This is a genomic window from Cupriavidus basilensis (assembly GCF_029335485.1).
In the GTDB taxonomy this organism is placed as follows: Bacteria; Pseudomonadota; Gammaproteobacteria; order Burkholderiales; family Burkholderiaceae; genus Cupriavidus; species Cupriavidus basilensis_E.
This window is the reverse complement of record NZ_JARJLM010000089.1, coordinates 1-16,421: the sequence shown is the minus strand read 5'-3', so window position 1 is coordinate 16,421 and position 16,421 is coordinate 1. Positions and strand designations below refer to the sequence as shown.

12 protein-coding genes and 2 pseudogenes are annotated in these 16,421 nt (G+C 66.7%); 8 read left to right on the top strand and 6 right to left on the bottom strand.

Annotated elements, in window-relative coordinates; translation table 11 throughout:
• Position 1 precedes the first annotated feature (1 nt).
• The 8 genes and pseudogenes from P3W85_RS05050 to P3W85_RS05015 all read left to right on the top strand — a co-directional run.
• A complete protein-coding gene (locus P3W85_RS05050; protein ID WP_276263961.1) occupies positions 2 to 1,450 on the top strand; it encodes an efflux transporter outer membrane subunit in 1,449 nt (482 codons plus the stop codon).
• Positions 1,447 to 2,705, top strand: a pseudogene (locus P3W85_RS05045) (paraquat-inducible protein A). The gene P3W85_RS05050 and the pseudogene P3W85_RS05045 overlap by 4 nt, the downstream one beginning before the upstream one ends.
• A complete protein-coding gene (locus P3W85_RS05040) occupies positions 2,698 to 4,320 on the top strand; it encodes an intermembrane transport protein PqiB (RefSeq protein WP_276263960.1) in 1,623 nt (540 codons plus the stop codon). Before P3W85_RS05045 ends, P3W85_RS05040 begins: the two are co-directional and overlap by 8 nt.
• A 2-nt stretch (positions 4,321 to 4,322) precedes the next feature.
• Positions 4,323 to 4,922, top strand: coding sequence for a PqiC family protein (locus P3W85_RS05035; protein WP_346430240.1), 600 nt, complete (start codon positions 4,323 to 4,325; stop codon positions 4,920 to 4,922).
• A 131-nt stretch (positions 4,923 to 5,053) separates the two neighbouring features.
• Positions 5,054 to 5,503, top strand: a complete 450-nt coding sequence (locus P3W85_RS05030; protein ID WP_430869497.1) for a YMGG-like glycine zipper-containing protein — start codon at positions 5,054 to 5,056, stop codon at positions 5,501 to 5,503.
• A 139-nt stretch (positions 5,504 to 5,642) separates the two neighbouring features.
• Positions 5,643 to 6,230, top strand: coding sequence for a hypothetical protein (locus P3W85_RS05025; protein WP_276263959.1), 588 nt, complete (start codon positions 5,643 to 5,645; stop codon positions 6,228 to 6,230).
• 444 nt (positions 6,231 to 6,674) lie between these two features.
• Positions 6,675 to 7,520, top strand: a complete 846-nt coding sequence (locus P3W85_RS05020) for a class II glutamine amidotransferase (RefSeq protein WP_276263958.1) — start codon at positions 6,675 to 6,677, stop codon at positions 7,518 to 7,520.
• 373 nt (positions 7,521 to 7,893) lie between these two features.
• Positions 7,894 to 8,364: pseudogene (locus tag P3W85_RS05015) on the top strand (RraA family protein); the annotation flags it as partial.
• Positions 8,365 to 8,399: 35 nt separating this feature from the next.
• On the opposite strand, the gene P3W85_RS05010 reads toward P3W85_RS05015, so the two are convergent.
• The 6 genes from P3W85_RS05010 to P3W85_RS04985 all read right to left on the bottom strand — a co-directional run.
• Positions 8,400 to 10,481 (bottom strand): 3-hydroxyacyl-CoA dehydrogenase NAD-binding domain-containing protein, encoded by a 2,082-nt coding sequence (locus P3W85_RS05010; RefSeq protein ID WP_276263957.1) that lies wholly within the window; start codon positions 10,479 to 10,481, stop codon positions 8,400 to 8,402.
• 64 nt (positions 10,482 to 10,545) lie between these two features.
• Complete coding sequence (locus P3W85_RS05005; protein WP_276263956.1) at positions 10,546 to 11,748, bottom strand: acetyl-CoA C-acyltransferase; 1,203 nt, start codon at positions 11,746 to 11,748, stop codon at positions 10,546 to 10,548.
• A gap of 32 nt (positions 11,749 to 11,780) precedes the next feature.
• Positions 11,781 to 13,538 (bottom strand): long-chain-fatty-acid--CoA ligase, encoded by a 1,758-nt coding sequence (locus tag P3W85_RS05000; RefSeq protein WP_276263955.1) that lies wholly within the window; start codon positions 13,536 to 13,538, stop codon positions 11,781 to 11,783.
• 29 nt (positions 13,539 to 13,567) lie between these two features.
• A complete protein-coding gene (locus P3W85_RS04995) occupies positions 13,568 to 14,914 on the bottom strand; it encodes an MFS transporter (protein WP_276263954.1) in 1,347 nt (448 codons plus the stop codon).
• Positions 14,911 to 15,585 (bottom strand): alpha/beta fold hydrolase, encoded by a 675-nt coding sequence (locus P3W85_RS04990; RefSeq protein ID WP_276263953.1) that lies wholly within the window; start codon positions 15,583 to 15,585, stop codon positions 14,911 to 14,913. Before P3W85_RS04990 ends, P3W85_RS04995 begins: the two co-directional genes overlap by 4 nt.
• Positions 15,582 to 16,421: alpha/beta fold hydrolase (locus tag P3W85_RS04985; RefSeq protein ID WP_276263952.1), on the bottom strand; the 840-nt coding region annotated here is incomplete at its 5' end. The genes P3W85_RS04985 and P3W85_RS04990, both read right to left, overlap by 4 nt.

The following is a 16,421-nucleotide window of genomic DNA, read 5'->3' as shown; positions in this document are numbered from 1 at the left end:
CATGCGTGCCCACTCCATCCTGGCGATCGCGACCCTGATGGTCTGCGCTTGCGCGCTGGGGCCGGACTATGAACGGCCTCCGATCGACACGCCGCAGGCGTTCCGCTTCGAGAGCGGCGAGGCGAAGGACGTGGCGAACACGCTATGGTGGGAGGAGTTCCACGACCCGGTGCTGAATGAACTGGTGGCGACCGCGCTCGCGGAGAACAAGGATGTGAGGATCGCCGCGGCACGGGTCGACCAGTTCATCGGCCAGTTCGCGACCACCCGCGCGCAGCTGTTTCCGCAGGTTGGCGCGTCGTTCGACGCCCAGCGCCAGCGCATCAGCCGGGCGGGAGCGACGCCCGTGCCGCAAGGTATCGGGCCCGAGTTCAGCACCTTGACCGCCGCGTTGTCGGCATCCTGGGAAATCGACGTGTTTGGCAAGCTGCGCCGCCAGACCGAGGCAGCCCGGGCCAACCTGCTTGCGAGCGAGGAAGGGCGGCGCGCAACCATCCTGACCCTGGTGGCGTCGGTTGCCACCGCATACGTCAATCTGCGGGACCTCGACAGGCAGCTCGAGATCGCCAAGGCCACGACCGCGAGCCGCGCCGATTCGCTCAAGGTCTTCACGCAACGCTATGAAGGCGGCACCGTGGCGCTGATGGAGGTGGCACAGAATCAGTCCGAGTATGAAGCCGCTCTGGCGACCATTCCGCAGATAGAAGCGCAGATCGCGCAGCAGGAGGACGCCTTGTCGGTGCTGCTTGGGCGTAACCCGGGGCCCATCCTCCGCGGCCGCGATCTGGGTCAACTGGAACTGCCGGCGGTGCCGGCGGGGCTGCCGTCCAGCCTGTTGCAGCGCCGTCCGGACCTGCTCCAGGCGGAGCAGAACCTGGTGGCCGCCAATGCGCTGATCGGCGCCGCGCGTGCGCTGTACTTTCCGTCGATCTCTCTGACCGGCCTGTTCGGCACTTCCAGCCGGGAGTTCTCGACGTTGTTTACCGGGCCGTCGCGGATCTGGACCTATGCCGGCTCCGTGGCGCAGCCGATCTTTACCGCGGGCAGCATCCGGGGCCAGGTGCAGCAGGCGCAGGCGCAGCAACAACAGGCCCTCGTTCAATACCAGAAGGCAATACAGGTTGCCTTCCAGGAAGTCGAGGATGCGCTCGTCACGGCGCAGAAGTCGCGCGAGCAGCTCGTTGTACAGGGGCGCCAGGTCGATGCCCTGCGTTCGTATTCGCACTTCGCGCGCCTGCGCTACGAGGCGGGCTACACCAGCTATATCGAGGTGCTGGATGCCGAGCGCAGCCTGTTCAACGCCGAGCTCGGCTATACGCAGACGCAGGGCCTGGTGTTTACCGCCATCGTCAACCTCTACAAGGCGATGGGCGGCGGCTGGGTGGTCGAGGCCGACCGGATGTCCGGCGTGGCCGCCCCGCCGAAGTCCACCATGGAGAGTTCGCCATGACACGGTTCGCGCTGACGGCCTGCCACGAGTGCGACTTGCTGTTGCGGGAGCCGCGCATGCCGCGCGGCGGTATTGTGCGGTGCCCGCGCTGCGGCGCAGAGTTGTATCGTTACCACCCGCAGAGCATCGACCGGGCGCTCGCCTGCACGCTGGCGGCGCTGGTCCTGTTCGTTCTCGCGAACGTGTTTCCGATCATTGGTCTGGCACTCAGCGGTCACGTGGTCTATACGACGCTGTATGGCGCGGTGCGCGTGCTGTATCTGGACGGGATGTGGCCCATGGCGGCACTGGTGCTCGTGACGACCATCCTGATGCCATTGCTGCAGTTGGCCGCGATGAGCTATCTGCTGTTGCCGATCCGGCTACGCCGGTCTCCGTGGCGGCCTGACTTGCTGTTCCGGCTCCTGTACCTGACAAAGCCCTGGGGCATGACGGAGGTGCTGATCATCGGTGTGCTGGTGGCGGTGGTCAAGCTGGCGCATATCGCCGGGGTGGTGCCGGGCATCGCGATCTGGTCGTTCGGCGCGCTCATGCTGCTGCTGGCGGCCGCAAGCGCCGCTTTCGATTCGCGTGATGTGTGGGCAAGGCTGGGAGCGCCGCGATGAACGCCAACGGTCATGTGTCTCCTGTCTCCCATGTCTCGGCGGCGCGTTATGGGCTGGCGCTGTGTCACAGTTGCGGATTGCTGGCGCGCCTGACACCCTCAGCGGAACATGCGCACTGCCCGCGCTGCGGCGCCAGCCTGCATTTGCGCAAGCCCGGCAGTCTTGCCCGCACCTGGGCGCTGCTGATTGCTGCCATCGTGATGTATATCCCGGCCAATGTCCTGCCGGTGATGGATACGAGTTCCCTGTTCGGCGCGCAGCGGGACACCATACTCAGCGGGGTGGTATACCTCTGGGTCTCGGGCTCGTGGCCGCTGGCGGTGGTGGTATTCATCGCCAGCGTCGCCGTGCCCATGCTGAAGATCCTCGCGCTGCTGTATCTCGTGATTTCGGTACAGCGCCGCTCAAGGTGGCTGCCACGCCAGCGCGCGCGCATCTACCGGATCGTCGAGTTTGTCGGGAAGTGGTCGATGCTGGATATCTACGTGATCACGATCCTGGTGGCGCTGGTGCAGTTCGACGCGCTGGCGACAGTCAAGGCGGGGCCGGCGGCGCTCGCATTCGGCGCGGTGGTCGTGCTTACCATGTTCGCCGCCATGACGTTCGACCCGCGCCTGATCTGGGACGAACCGCAGGACCATCATGGCTAGCCCTCCCGACCTGCCGGATCCCGACGCGCTTCCCGAGGCCGTGGTAGCACCGCAGGCGCGCTGGCGGCCGCAGCTGATCTGGCTGATCCCACTGATAGCGGTGTTGATCGGCGTGGGACTGGCCGTCCAGTCCGTGCTGGAGCGCGGGCCGACGATCACGATCAGCTTCAGGACCGGCGAAGGGCTGGAGGCGGGCAAGACCAAGCTCAAGTTCAAGGATGTCGACATCGGCCTGATCCGCAGCGTAACGCTATCCCCGGACCAGAAGAACGTGATCGCCAGCGCGGAAATCAGCAAGAGTGCGGAGAGACTGCTGGTGGCGGATTCGCGTTTCTGGGTGGTGCGGCCGCGTATCTCGGGCGGCACGGTCTCGGGCCTCGGCACGCTGCTGGGTGGCTCCTTTGTCGCCATGGACGTCGGCAGCGCGACGGCGAAGCGGCGCGACTATGTCGGACTCGAAACACCCCCCGTGTTCGGCAGCGACGTGCCCGGGCGTCAGTTTGTGCTGAAGAGCGAGGATGTCGGCTCGCTGGACGTTGGCTCGCCGGTCTTCTTCCGCCGCCTGCAGGTGGGGCAAATTGCCGCTTACGAACTGGATCCGGACGGCAACGGCGTGACGCTGAAGGTCTTTGTCAATGCACCGTATGACAAGTACGTGAATGAAGATACCCGCTTCTGGCAAGCCAGTGGCGTCGATGTATCGATCGATGCCGCCGGCATCAAGCTCGAGACGCAATCCGTGGTGGCGATCCTGGTCGGCGGCCTGGCCTTCCAGAGCCTGCCGGCTTCGGCCGGGCTCCCGCCTGCCCCAGCGAACGCGCAGTTCAAGTTGTTCCACACGCGCCTGGAGTCAATGGTGCGCCAGGAACGAATCGTTGAGACCTATGTATTCAACTTCACGAAATCCTCGGTGCGGGGCCTGAGCGTGGGTGCGCCGGTGGATTTCCACGGCATCGTGGTGGGCGAGGTGGCGGCCATCAATACGCGTTTCGATCCGGTCAAGAAGGAGTTCAGCATTCCGGTCGAGGTGCACTTCTATCCGGAACGGTTCACCGGACGCTATGCGTCCGGGCAGAAAGGCGGACCTATCGCGCGGAACAAGAAGGCCATGCTGGACACGATGGTCGAGCGAGGCTTCCGTGCTCAGCTGCGATCCGGGAACCTGTTGACCGGGCAACTCTATATCGCGCTCGATTTCTTCCCGAACGCACCCAAGGCTGCGGTGGACTGGAGCAAGGCCCCGGCCGAAATACCTACCGTTCCGGGTGGCTTGCAGCCGCTGCAGGAATCGGTGGAGGCGCTGCTGGCCAAGCTCAACAAGCTGCCGATCGAGGGCATGGGCCACGATATGCAGCAGACCATCCGGGATGCCCATACGCTGCTCAACCGGCTGGACGCGGAGGTGATACCGCAGGCGCGCGGCACGCTCGCGGCGGCACGCGAGGCGCTCGACTCGGCCAACCTCGCCATGCAGCCCGATTCGGCGATCCAGGAGAATGCGGGCGACGTGATGCGCGAGCTTTCACGCACGGCAGCGGCGTTCCGCAACCTGGCCGATTACCTGGAACGCCATCCGGAAGCGCTGATCCGCGGTAAATCGGATGAAGGGAAATGATGATGCGAGCCATCCTGTTGCTTGCCGTATCGATTGCGATCGGGACGCTCGCCGGTTGCGCGGCATCTCCAACGGCGAAGTTCTACACGCTCAGTCCGGCGGCCGCGTCTGAGGGCGGCAGCGCGGGCACGGTGCCCGGCGAGGCGATCAGCGTCCTGGTCGCGCCGGTGACCGTACCCGAGACGGTCGACCGGCCGCAGCTCGTGGCGCGGGTCGGCGTCAACGAGGTGCGCCTGGCAGAGTTCGCACGCTGGGCAGAACCGCTCAAGAGCGAGATCCAGCGCGCGGTCGCTGGCGACCTGGCACAACTGCTGGCGGATGCACGTGTATCCACGACCGAGCAGGGTAAAGGATCGACCGGTGGTTATCGGGTGCGGATCGACGTGCTGCGTTTCGAATCGTCGTTGGGCGAAACGGCCACGGTCGAGGCATTGTGGTCGGTGCGCCCACCCAATGGTGCGGCGGTGCTGAGCGGCCGCACATTTGCGCAGGAACGGGTTGCCGGCAAGGATTATGGCGCCATGGTGGCAGCGCATAGCCGTAACGTGGCAACGCTGAGCCGGGATATTGCCACCGCGATCCGGCAAAGCGGCGCGCCATGAATCGCGCCCATGAGCGGCTGCGGCATGGCTTGGCCGGTGTCGCGAACCGGATCACTGCGGGCGTCGGCAGCGCGGATGGCCAGGCGGGTTCAAGGCATCGCGCAGCGGTGCGCCATCACGAAGGAGTCGTCATGAACGGAATGAACAGACGCAGGGTTTATGCCGTTGCCGTCGCGACGCTGTCGCTCGGCCTCGCGCAGGCAAAGCCGATTATCTACCCCGCCAAGGGCCAGAGCGCCGAGCAGCAGCAGAAAGATGACGGCCAGTGCTATGTATGGGCAAAGAACAGCACAGGTGTCGATCCGGCCGCGGTAGCGGCGGCACCGCCATCCGGGCCGGCGGGTGGCGGCGAGCGCGTGCGAGGTGCCGCGCGGGGCGCGGCCGGCGGTGCGGCCATCGGCGCCATCGCGGGTGACGCGGGGAAGGGCGCCGCGGCGGGCGCCGTGGCCGGAACCATGGCCGGCGGGGCGCGGGCACGGAGGAACCAGCAGGCAGCGCAGCAACCTGCCCAAGGCAGCATGGATACCTACAACCGCGCATATGCCGCTTGCATGGAAGGCCGGGGCTATACGGTCAAATAGGGAACGATGGCCAGTGGGACTGGTACAACGGCATGCCGATCGAGTCGTCGATGCGTTGCTTGCGCATCTCGAAGTTTTCGTCCTGATTGGCCCCGCCGGAGCGGCGTGGCGAGGCTTTTGGGGGGCAAAGGAGAGCGACATGAAGAGCAAGATATCCCTGGTCATGGCGGCGCTGGCCCTGGCGGCGACCGCGGCGATGGCTCAGCCGGAAACCAGGGTGGACGTCATGAAAGCGCCGGGCCAGGCGACCGTGACAGGCATCACCAGGGTGACGGCTACCGTGGTGGGCATCGATGCCGCCACCCGGACCGTGTCATTGAAGGATCGGAAAGGCAGGGTGGAGCAGCTCGTAGCAGGCGAGGAGGTGCGCAATTTCGACCAGATCAAGCTTGGCGACGTGGTCTCCGCCGAGTATCGGGAGGCCATTTCGCTGAGCCTGAAAAAGGGCCACGGCCTGCGCTCCAGCGCTGAGCGCGAAGTGATCGAACGCTCGGCTCCCGGAGCAAAGCCCGGCGGCACGATCGGGAGGGAAGTGACGGTGACGGCGAACGTCGTCGCCGTGAACGCCGAGAAGAGGATGGTCACGCTGAAAGGGCCGATGGGGAACACGGTGGATCTGCTGGTAGAGGATCCTGCGCAGTTGCAAAACATCAGGAAGGGCGACCAGGTCGAGGCTGTCTACACGGAAGCCGTGGCGATCGCTGTGGATCCGGCTACCGGGAAGTAGGCGCCCGCCGGACGCTGGACGGATTCTATGGCAGGCGGCAGCGGACCTGCGCGCTGAGTTGGGGGGGGCCAGGTGGGGGTGCAGGACGCCGCCGGCGCCATCGCCTGGCACGGTGTGCTATCGCAACGCGCAAGGGCAGGGCAGGATGGTCGCGGCCCCGTGCCGGACTGGCTGCAGCGGGTGGGCAATGCCGGGCAGACGGTGGAGCATCTCCGGATGCCCATCGCGGGAAAAGCGGGGCGCGCCGTGAAGGGGCTTCCGATCTGAAATCAAACGGTTAGCTGGAGGTGCGGTAAGCTCTCAATACCCTGGGGCTGCCCCGGGGGATGAGAAGTTACAAGGCCAGTCAGGATCTTCCGGGCGCTTTGCCATTTGCGCGTCGCCGTCCTACAACTGGAAAGTGGACCGGAAGGCACCGGGCCGCACTTGTCGAGGAGAAGCATCATGTGCCGCTGGCTGGCCTACTCGGGCAAATCCGTTGCGCTGGAAACGGTACTGTTCCAGCAGGAACACTCGCTGATCGACCAGAGCCTGAATTCGCGGCTGGGTCATACCACCACCAATGGCGACGGGTTCGGCGTCGGCTGGTACGGACGTCACTCGGAGGTGCCGTTCCGCTACCGCTGCCTGCACCCGGCCTGGAACGACACCAACCTGCGCGAAACGGCACGGGCGGTGCGGGCGCCGCTGTTCGTCGCCCACGTGCGCGCGGCCACCGGCACGCCGACGCAGGAGACCAACTGCCATCCGTTCCGCTTCGGCCGCTGGCTGTTCGTCCATAACGGCCTGATCCGCGAATATCCTCTCGTGCGGCGCGACCTGATGATGGCCGTGGCGCCACACCTGTTCCGCTGGATCGAGGGATCGACCGATTCCGAGGTGATGTTCTTCCTGGCCCTGACTTTCGGCCTGGAGCGCGATCCGCGCGGCGCGCTGGAGCAGATGGCCGGGCTGATCGAGGAGGTCGGCCACCGCTACGACGTGGAGTTTCCGCTCAACATGACCGTCTGCGTGACCGATGGCCAGCAGATCGTGGCGGTGCGTTATTCGAGCGAGGCGGACTCGCGCTCGCTGTTCCACAGCACCTCGTTCAGACAGTTGCGCGCGCTCTACCCGAACGACCCGCGCATCATCGCCGCCGGCGACAATGCCTTCCTGGTGCTGTCCGAGCCGCTGATCGACGTGCAGGAGGTGTGGGAGGAGATTCCCGAGGCGACCATCCTGGTTGCCCGGGGCGGCGAAATCGAGCACAAGCGCTTCTTGCCGCGGCTCCCGGACCAGTCGATGTAGGGCGCAACGTTAGGGTCGCCGCAAGCGCAATGGTCCACCTCGATATGAGCACGTACACGGTTCCTGGCCTGCGTGGGCGCTAGGGCGGCCCGACTCGGGTGTCGCCAAGGATCCGGGCACCATGCTGTGCAATGCGCTCGCGCCACAGCGCAGACCGTTTGCTCCAGTACACAGTTCCCGCGCCATGAGCGTACTGGAGTGGCCCGCGTGGGCCCACAATGCGATTCGCGCGCGCATCGCATCTCGCTGCGCAGCCGTCTTGCGCTCGATCAGCGATAGCAGTTCCCGTCTTTCTTCGCCAGCTTCACTGGCGATGCATGGCGGCCTCAGCTCATCCCACCATGATATCGGAGGCAATTAATCATTCAATTATGTGGCGGGGCGCCGCGGCGGCATGCATGGGCGCATCGCACCGCTCGATCGCGCGAGCCGTTTCTGCGAGCCCGCGCTCACGGTCGAAGTCCGCCCGGGCGACAACCTCATGATCCACGCCGCCATGGCGCTGGCAAAGCCTGGCGATGTGATCGTGGTGGACGGCAAGGGCGATCAGTCGTGCGCACTGATGGGCAGCATCATGGCGAACCAGTGCAAGGCGCTTGGCGTGGCGGCGGTGGTGCTGGACGCAGCCTCGCGCGACGCGGACGAAATTCTCGAACTGGGCTTTCCGATGTACTCCGTGGGCACGAACCCGAACGGACCCACCAAGCTTGTGCCCGGCCGCGTGAACCATCCGATCCAATGCGGCGGCGTGACCGTGCGGCCCGGCGACCTCGTCATCGGCGACGCCGATGGCGTGGTGGTGGTCGAGCGGGAAAGGGTGGCCGGGTTGATCGGGCAGGCGGCCGGGGAGGCACGCCTGCAGGCCGTACCCCAAACGGCTTACTTCAGGTCGCCAAACTTCCTGCCCTGCGCAACCAAGTCCTCGAGCAGCCTGGCCGGCTTGAAGTCCGCGCCCAGCGTGGCCTCGAAGTTCTTCATGGCTGCCAGCACCTTGTCCAGCCCGATCGTGTCCGCGTAGAACATCGGGCCGCCACGGTACACCGGCCAGCCGTAGCCGTTCACCCACACCACGTCGATGTCGGAAGCGCGGATCGCCTTGCCTTCTTCCAGGATCTTCGCGCCTTCGTTGATCATCGTGTAGACGCAGCGCTCCAGGATCTCCTGCTCGGACACCACGCGGCTGGTCTTGCCCTGCCTGGCGGCAAAGTCGCGGATGATCTGCTCGACCACGGGCGAGGGCTTGGCGTTGCGCTTCCCGTCGTAGTCGTAGTAGCCCGCGCCGGTCTTCTGGCCGCGGCGGTCCATCTCGCACAGGATCTCGCGCAGCGTGGCGCTGCTGGATTTTTCGCGGATCCAGCCCAGGTCCAGGCCGGCCAGGTCGCTCATGGCGAACGGGCCCATCGGGAAGCCGAAGTTGTACAGCACGCGGTCGATGTCCCACGGCAGCGCGCCTTCCAGCACGAGCTTCTGCGCCTCGCGCTGGCGCTGGGCCAGCATGCGGTTGCCGACGAAACCGGGGCAAACGCCCACCAGCGCGGCGATCTTGCCGATCTTGCGGGCGAGCTCCATCGACGTGCGGATGACAGGCTTGGCGGTCTTGTCGCCGCGCACCACCTCCAGCAGCTTCATGACGTTGGCCGGCGAGAAGAAGTGCAGGCCGATCACCGCTTCGGGGCGCGACGTGGCGCAAGCGATCTCGTTGACGTCGAGCGCCGAGGTGTTGGTGGCCAGGATGGCGCCCTGCTTCACGAGCTTGTCGAGCTTGCCGAAGATGTCCTTCTTCACGTCCATGTTTTCATAGACGGCTTCGATCACCAGGTCGGCATCGGCCAGCTGGCCGAGGTCCAGCGAGGGCGTGAGCAGCGCCATGCGCTTGTCGACATCGGCGGCGGTGATGCGGCCCTTGCTGGCGGTGTTGTCGTAGTTGGCGCGGATGGTGCGCACGCCGCGGTCCAGCGCCTCCTGCGCGGTTTCCACGATGACCACGGGAACGCCGGCGTTCAGCAGGTTCATGGCGATGCCGCCGCCCATGGTGCCCGCGCCGACGATGCCGACCTTCTTCACGTCGATGGTCGGCGTGTCGGCCGGTACGTCGGGCAGGTTCCAGACCTGGCGCGAGGCGAAGAAGTAGTAGCGCTGCGCCGCGGACTGCGTGCCGTTCATCAGCTCCAGGAAGAGCTTGCGCTCCACCTTCATGCCTTCGTCGAACGGCAGGTTGACCGCGGCTTCGATGCAGCGGATGTTGTACTCCGGCGCGTCGAAGCCACGGAACCTGCGGGCGTTGGCGCGGCGGAAATCGGCGAACAGCTCCGGCTTGCCGCGCGCGGCTTCCACCTTCTCGTTGAGGTCGCGCACCTTGCGCAGCGGGCGCTGCCCGGCATTGACCTGCCTGACGAAGGCAATGGCGTCGGCGCGCAGCGCGGCGTCATCGGTCACCACGTCGAAGAGCCCCATCTCGGCGGCGGCGGCCGCGCCGATGTGGGCGCCGGAGGTCACCATGTCGAGCGCCTTGGCGGGGCCGACGATGCGGGGCAGGCGTTGCGTGCCGCCCGCGCCGGGCAGCAGGCCCAGGTTGACTTCGGGCAGGCCGCATTTGGCCGACTTTGCGGCCACGCGGTAGTGGCAGACCAGCGCGACTTCCAGCCCGCCGCCCAGGGCGGTACCGTGGATGGCGGCCACCACGGGCTTTGGCGAACCCTCGATCGCGGCCTGCACGTCGGCCAGCGACGGGCCAAGCGGCGGCTTGCCGAACTCGGTGATGTCCGCACCGGCGATGAAGGTCTTGCCCGCGCAGATCAGGACGATGCCCTTGACCTTGCTGTCGGCGATGGCGAGCGCGATGCCATCGAGGATGCCCGAGCGCACGGCGGCGGACAAGGCGTTGACCGGCGGCGAGTTGAGGGTAAGGACGGCGATGTCGCCTTCGATGGCGAGATCGGCGACTGCGTTGATAGCGGTCATGCTTGTGGACTCCAGTGTGTCGATGATCCGGTATGTCGGTATGTCGGTATGCCGATGCAGGCGCTCAGAAGATCTCGAACAACCCGGCCGCGCCCATGCCGCCGCCGATGCACATCGTTACCACGCCGAACTTCGCGCCGCGGCGCCTGCCTTCCAGTAGCAGGTGGCCGCTCATGCGCGCGCCGGACATGCCGTAAGGATGGCCGATGGAGATCGCGCCGCCGGAAACGTTCAAGTGCTCGTTGGGGATGCCGAGCGTGTCGCGGATATGCAGGACCTGGCTGGCGAACGCCTCGTTCAGTTCCCAGATGCCGATGTCGCTCATGGACAAGCCATGCTGCTTGAGCAGCTTCGGGATGGCGAACACCGGGCCGATGCCCATCTCGTCGGGATCGCAGCCGGCAACGGCCATGCCGCGGTAGGCGCCGAGAGCCTGCAGCCCGCGGCGCTGCGCTTCCCTGGCTTCCATCAGCACCATGGCGGACGCGCCGTCGGAGAGCTGCGAGGCATTTCCCGCGGTGATGAAGCCGCCCTCGGCCACGCGCTGGCCGTTCTTGAAAACCGGCTTGAGCGCCTGCAGGTCGGCCAGCGTGGTGCCGGGGCGGTTGCCTTCATCCTTGGCAAGGGTGACCTCCTTCTCGCTCACGGCGCCGCTGGCCTTGTCGGTGACCAGCATCGTGGTGGTGATCGGCACGATCTCCGCGTCGAAGCGGCCGGCTTCCTGCGCGGCGGCAGTACGTTGCTGCGATTGCAGCGAGTAGGCATCCTGGGCCTCGCGGCTTACGCCATAGCGCTGGGCCACGATCTCGGCCGTCTCCAGCATGGTCATGTAGATCTGCGGCAGCGTCTGCACCAGCCGCGGGTCCTGCGCGCGATAGCGGTTGATCTTGTCGTTCTGGACCAGCGAGATCGACTCCAGCCCGCCGCCCACCACCACCTGCATGCCGTCGACGATGATCTGCTTGGCGGCCGTGGCGATCGCCATCAGGCCGGAGGCGCACTGGCGGTCCATCGACATTCCCGGCACCGTGACCGGCAGCCCGGCGCGCAACAGCGCCTGGCGCGCGACGTTGCCGCCGGTGGAGCCTTGCTGCACCGCGCAGCCCAGGATCACGTCGGCGATCTCAAGCGGGTCGATGCCGGCACGCTGCACGGCGTGCGCGATGGCGTGGGCGCCGAGTGCCTGCGCCTGCGTATTGTTGAAGGCGCCGCGATGGGCCTTGCCGATCGGCGTACGCGCCGTGGACACGATCACTGCTTCACGCATTGGGATTCTCCTGCTGTGTTTGGATGGGTTGCCTAACCGTGGCGATGCGAAACGTCCTTGGCGATGGCCAGGAACCTGTCCAGGTCATCGCGGATCTGCTTTTTGTTGTACTTGCCTACGCTGGTCTTGGGGATGTCCCGGGTGATGGCGACGAGCTTGGGCAGCATCCACCGCGTGATCTTGCCGGTCTCGACGCCGTGCACCTTCAGGAAGTCGATCACGCTCTCCTCGGTGGCCTCGAAGCCGGTGCGCACGCTGACCAGCGCCATGGGCTTCTCGCCCCACACCGGGTCGGGCACGCCGACCACGGTTGCCTCGTGCACGAAATCCGCCATGGCGATCAGGTTCTCCAGCAGCACCGTGGGCACCATCTCCGCGCCGCTGCGGATCACGTCCTTCATGCGGTCGGCGATGGTGATGTAGCCCTCGGCATCCACCTTGGCGATGTCGCCGGTGTGCAGCCAGCCGTCCTGCCAGAGCTCGGCGCTCTTCTCGGGATTGCCGAAGTACTGCTCGGTCGCCCAGGGCGCGCGCACGACGATCTCGCCGACGGTGTGGTCGTCCTGCGGCACCGGCCTGCCCTCGTCGTCCACGACCTCCACCTCCACGCCAAGGATCGGCAGCCCGGATTTGACCAGCACCGCATCGGTCTCCTCCCGGTCCAGATGGACCATGGTCTTCTTGATGAACGAGCCCACGATGGTGGGCGCGGTCTCGGTCATGCCATAGCCCGAACTCATGCGGAAGGTGGGAATCAGCGCTTCGAGCTTGCGCTTGAGCCCGAGCGGCAGCGCGCCGCCGCCCACGCTCACGCGTACCAGGCTGCTCAGGTCGTATTGCTTCAGGTCCGGGTACTCGAGCAGCATGGCCGCGATGGTCGCCACGATGCCCACCGACGTCACCTTCTCGCGCTCCACCAGCTCGCAGAAGCCTTGCACGGTGAAGGTGCCGTGCAGCACGATCTTCTGCGCGCTGTAGACTGCGACGAAGGGCTGGCCCCAGCCGTGGATGTGGAACATCGGCGTGTTCAGCAACGGCACCGCGCCTTCGCCCAGCCGCACGCCGAGGCCGTCGGCAATATCGTGGTCCGGCGTGTTGCCGATGGCGAGCTGCGCCATTATGTGGATGGTCAGCAGGTAGAGCTGCCGATGCGTGAATGTAGCGCCCTTGGGCTGGCCCGTGGTGCCGGTGGTATAGCACAGCGTGGCGTTGACGTCCTCATGCAGCGCGGGCCATTCGATGGCCTCGGCCTGGCGGGCGATCAGCGTCTCGTACTCGATGATGTTGGGGATGCGGGTCTGCGGCAGGCCCGGCTTGTCCGACATGTAGACCACCAGCTCGACCACATCCTTGACCTGGTCGTAGATGCCCTCCAGCAGCGGCATCAACGTGTCGTCGACAAAGAGGATCCTGTCCCGCGCGTGCCGGATGGTGTAGACGATATGCTGCGGGGAAAGACGGACATTGATCGGATGGAGCGTGGCGCCGATGCCGGTCACGCCGTAATACAGCTCAAGATGGCGGTGGGTATTGAGCGCCATCGTGGCGATGCGATCGCCAGGCGCCCCGGGCTTGCCGGCATGCACCTCGAGCTCGCCGCGCAGGCCGTTGGCCAGTTGCGCCACGCGCCGGTACCACTGCATCCAGGTAAAGCGGAAGTACGCACCGGAGGCGGGGTTGCGGTAGACCACGCCGATCTGGTCGGGGTACATCCGCACCGGGCGCTTCATGATCGTGGTGAGCAACAGCGGATAGTGCGTGCTGAATTCCGGGTAGGTCCTGAATGTCATGCTGTCTCCTGGTGAGCCTGGGGTTGGCGCTATGCGTTGGCCTCGCGCTGCGGACGCGGGCGGCGACGCGGTTCTTCCACCCGCTGCGCGAGCACGAAGGCAATGCCCATCACCACGATGGCCGCGACGAACACCAGCGAGAAACGCACCCCCTGCGCCAGCATGCCGCCAAGGATCGGGCCGCACGCCATCATCGCGTAGGTTGCCGTATCGGAGACAGCCAGCAGCATGGGGCGGTCGCGGCGATTGCCGAACTCGAGCGCAAAGTTGTCCGCCGAGAGGAAGTAGCCGCCAAAGCTGGCGCCCAGCCCGCAGAACACCAGCAGGAAGGCGCCCAGGCCATCGCACAGCAGCAGCGCGGCGGTGGACAGGATCCACAGCCCGATGCTGCACAGGAACACCAGCCGGTAGCCGCAACGGTCCGCAAGGCGGCCCCACAGCAGGTTGCTGGTGGTCTGCGCGAGCAGGTAGGCAATGCTCAGGTAGCCCAGCGTGGCACCCGAGAGCGGCAGGTGGCTGCCGACGTAGATCGCGTAGAACGGCACCGCCATCATGCTGAACGCCACCAGCGCGCGGGCCACGAAGAAGCGCACGTAGTGCTTGTCCGCGCGCAGCAGCGCCGGCACCTCGCGCAGGCGCTGGCGAAAGCCCGATTGCATGCGCACATCGTGCAGTACCGGCTCGCGCATGCGGGTCAGCGCGGAGATGCCCAGGCTGGTGAGGACGAAGGCGGCGAGGAAGGTGGTGGCGTAGCCGTTGCCGAACACATTGCCGCCCACCAGAAAGCGGCCGCCGAGATAGGCCACGGCGGCAGCGATGAGCCCTCCGAGGAAATTGCGGAACGCGCTCAGCGCGCCCCGCCGCTCCAGCGGGATGATCTTGGACGTGAGGTAGTTGAAGGTGACGTTCTGCACGCCATTGAACAGGCCGAACAGCAGCAGGAACACGGCGGCGGCGGCCAGCGCGCCGTCGCCCGAGAGCAGGAAGGCGGACAAGCCCAGGCCGAGGATCTGCAGCCGCACCAGCCAGCCCACCAGGTAGATCAGCGGCATCACGCGCTGGCGATGCTCGATCTGCGTGGCGCCCCAGATCGAGGACATCGCCATGCCCGCGTACTGCGCGGATAGCACGCATCCCACCACCAGCTTGGAGCCGGACAGCAGGTAGATGTAGGCGGGTACGAAGGTTGGGGCTGTCACCAGCCGGAAGCCGGTCATGCCAAGCATGCCGTGGATCAGGTAGGCCTGCGCATTGCGCGGCAGGTGCTGCTGTACGTGGGCGCGGAAGTCGTCCTCCGCCAGCGCGTGCGCGTCGCCATGTCCCGCGTGGCCTGCACTGGCGCCCAGGGCGACGTCTGCGGCGAGTTCCACTTTCATGTCCGCGAGCCTCGGCGCGCCGTGGCTTGCGCCGCGTAGTGTTGCAGCGCGTGCTCCAGTTCCACCTTCTCCAGCGAGAGCAGTTCCGTCACCGCTTTGAGCCAGTCCGGGCGCTCGCGGGTGCAGACGGAGATCGGCTGCGGCGTGTCCGAGTGCTGCGCGGCCAGCATCGCGTAGTTGGCCGCGTAGCTCGGCGGGCGCACATCGGTTGCCAGGTCGGCGATGGCGTAGGGGTCGGGCGGCCCGCTGCGCGTGGTGTCGACCACCGGGATATACGGATTGCGCGCGGCAGTGCCGCCGCCGGCCAGGCCGGGACCGTCGCGCAGGATGGCGCCGCGTACCTGCTCCGGCCGCGCGCCGGCCAGCAGCAAGGCGATGTAGCCGCCAAGCCCGCGCCCCGCGACCGTTGCCTGGCCCAGGTGCGCCAGCGCGATATCCGCGTCGGCCATCAGGAACTCGCAGCTGTAGCCGCCGCCGCGGGGAATGTCCGAGCGCCCATGCCCGGTGAAATCCAGTGCGTGCACAGTGCCGGGCCAGCCGGCGTACTCCGCCGGCAAGGTGTCCGGCGAGCGCTCGCCCAGCCCGTGCAGCAAGAGCAGCGCGGGCCCGCCGCCCGTCTTGAGCGGATGCAGCGCCAGGCGCAGGCGATTGTGGCGCAGGTAGGCGGTCATGAACGGAGGAAGGGCAGGATGAACGCCGCGGTCTCGCGCGGCCGCTCGATATGGATGAAGTGCCCGGTGTCGGCCATCACCTGCACCTGGGTGGAGGGCGGGAAGTACGGCGCGAGGTCGGCCGCGGTGGCATCCCAGCCCATGGGCTCGCGCTCGGTGCCGAAGATGGCCAGCATCGGAATGGGAAAGCCCGGCAGGCGGTCGGTCATCCAGCGCGCGCGCATGGGGCCAAAGCCGGAGGAGCCGATCACGGGGTCGAGCTTCCAGCGCCAGCCGTCCGCATCCTGGCGCGCGCCGAGCGCGGCAAGGTAGCACAGCCATGCATGGCTCAGGCGCGGGTTCATCCGCGCGCGCCGCTGGGCGAGTTCTTCAAGAGTGCCGGGCTTGCGCGTGAGGCCCGGGCTCTGCCGGCGCGTATCCAGCCAGCGCGTGATGATGGGCGCGGTCATCGACTTCCTGTCGCGCACCGCGCTGTCCGCATGCGGATTGCGAAAGGGCAGGCCGTCGATGGCGACGAAGCGGGTGAACCGGTGCGGCAGCGCCTGGATGGCGTGCACCAGCAGTGAGCCGCCCTTGCTATGGCCGATCGCGATGAGCGGCTCGCGCGTGATCGAGTCGGCCACGGCCAGCAGGTCCCGCTCGTCCGCCACCCAGCTGTACAGGTCGGCATGCTCCGAGTCGCCGTGGCCGCGCTGGTCGTAGGACACCACGCGGTAGCCGGCATCGGCCAGCAGCGGCGCAAAGGCATCGAAGGTGCGCGCGAAATCCATGGCGCCGTGCACCAGCAGGACTGGCGTGGCGTCGGCCTGGCCCCATTCGTGGACGGCAATGCGGAT

Bases quoted from the DNA above. Each gene is read 5' to 3' on its own strand.
- P3W85_RS05050 (WP_276263961.1), top strand. From the start codon at position 2: ATGCGTGCCCACTCCATCCTGGCGATCGCGACCCTGATGGTCTGCGCT.
- P3W85_RS05040 (WP_276263960.1), top strand. From the start codon at position 2,698: ATGGCTAGCCCTCCCGACCTGCCGGATCCCGACGCGCTTCCCGAGGCC.
- P3W85_RS05035 (WP_346430240.1), top strand. From the start codon at position 4,323: ATGCGAGCCATCCTGTTGCTTGCCGTATCGATTGCGATCGGGACGCTC.
- P3W85_RS05030 (WP_430869497.1), top strand. From the start codon at position 5,054: ATGAACGGAATGAACAGACGCAGGGTTTATGCCGTTGCCGTCGCGACG.
- P3W85_RS05025 (WP_276263959.1), top strand. From the start codon at position 5,643: ATGAAGAGCAAGATATCCCTGGTCATGGCGGCGCTGGCCCTGGCGGCG.
- P3W85_RS05020 (WP_276263958.1), top strand. From the start codon at position 6,675: ATGTGCCGCTGGCTGGCCTACTCGGGCAAATCCGTTGCGCTGGAAACG.
- P3W85_RS05010 (WP_276263957.1), bottom strand. From the start codon at position 10,481: ATGACCGCTATCAACGCAGTCGCCGATCTCGCCATCGAAGGCGACATC.
- P3W85_RS05005 (WP_276263956.1), bottom strand. From the start codon at position 11,748: ATGCGTGAAGCAGTGATCGTGTCCACGGCGCGTACGCCGATCGGCAAG.
- P3W85_RS05000 (WP_276263955.1), bottom strand. From the start codon at position 13,538: ATGACATTCAGGACCTACCCGGAATTCAGCACGCACTATCCGCTGTTG.
- P3W85_RS04995 (WP_276263954.1), bottom strand. From the start codon at position 14,914: ATGAAAGTGGAACTCGCCGCAGACGTCGCCCTGGGCGCCAGTGCAGGC.
- P3W85_RS04990 (WP_276263953.1), bottom strand. From the start codon at position 15,585: ATGACCGCCTACCTGCGCCACAATCGCCTGCGCCTGGCGCTGCATCCG.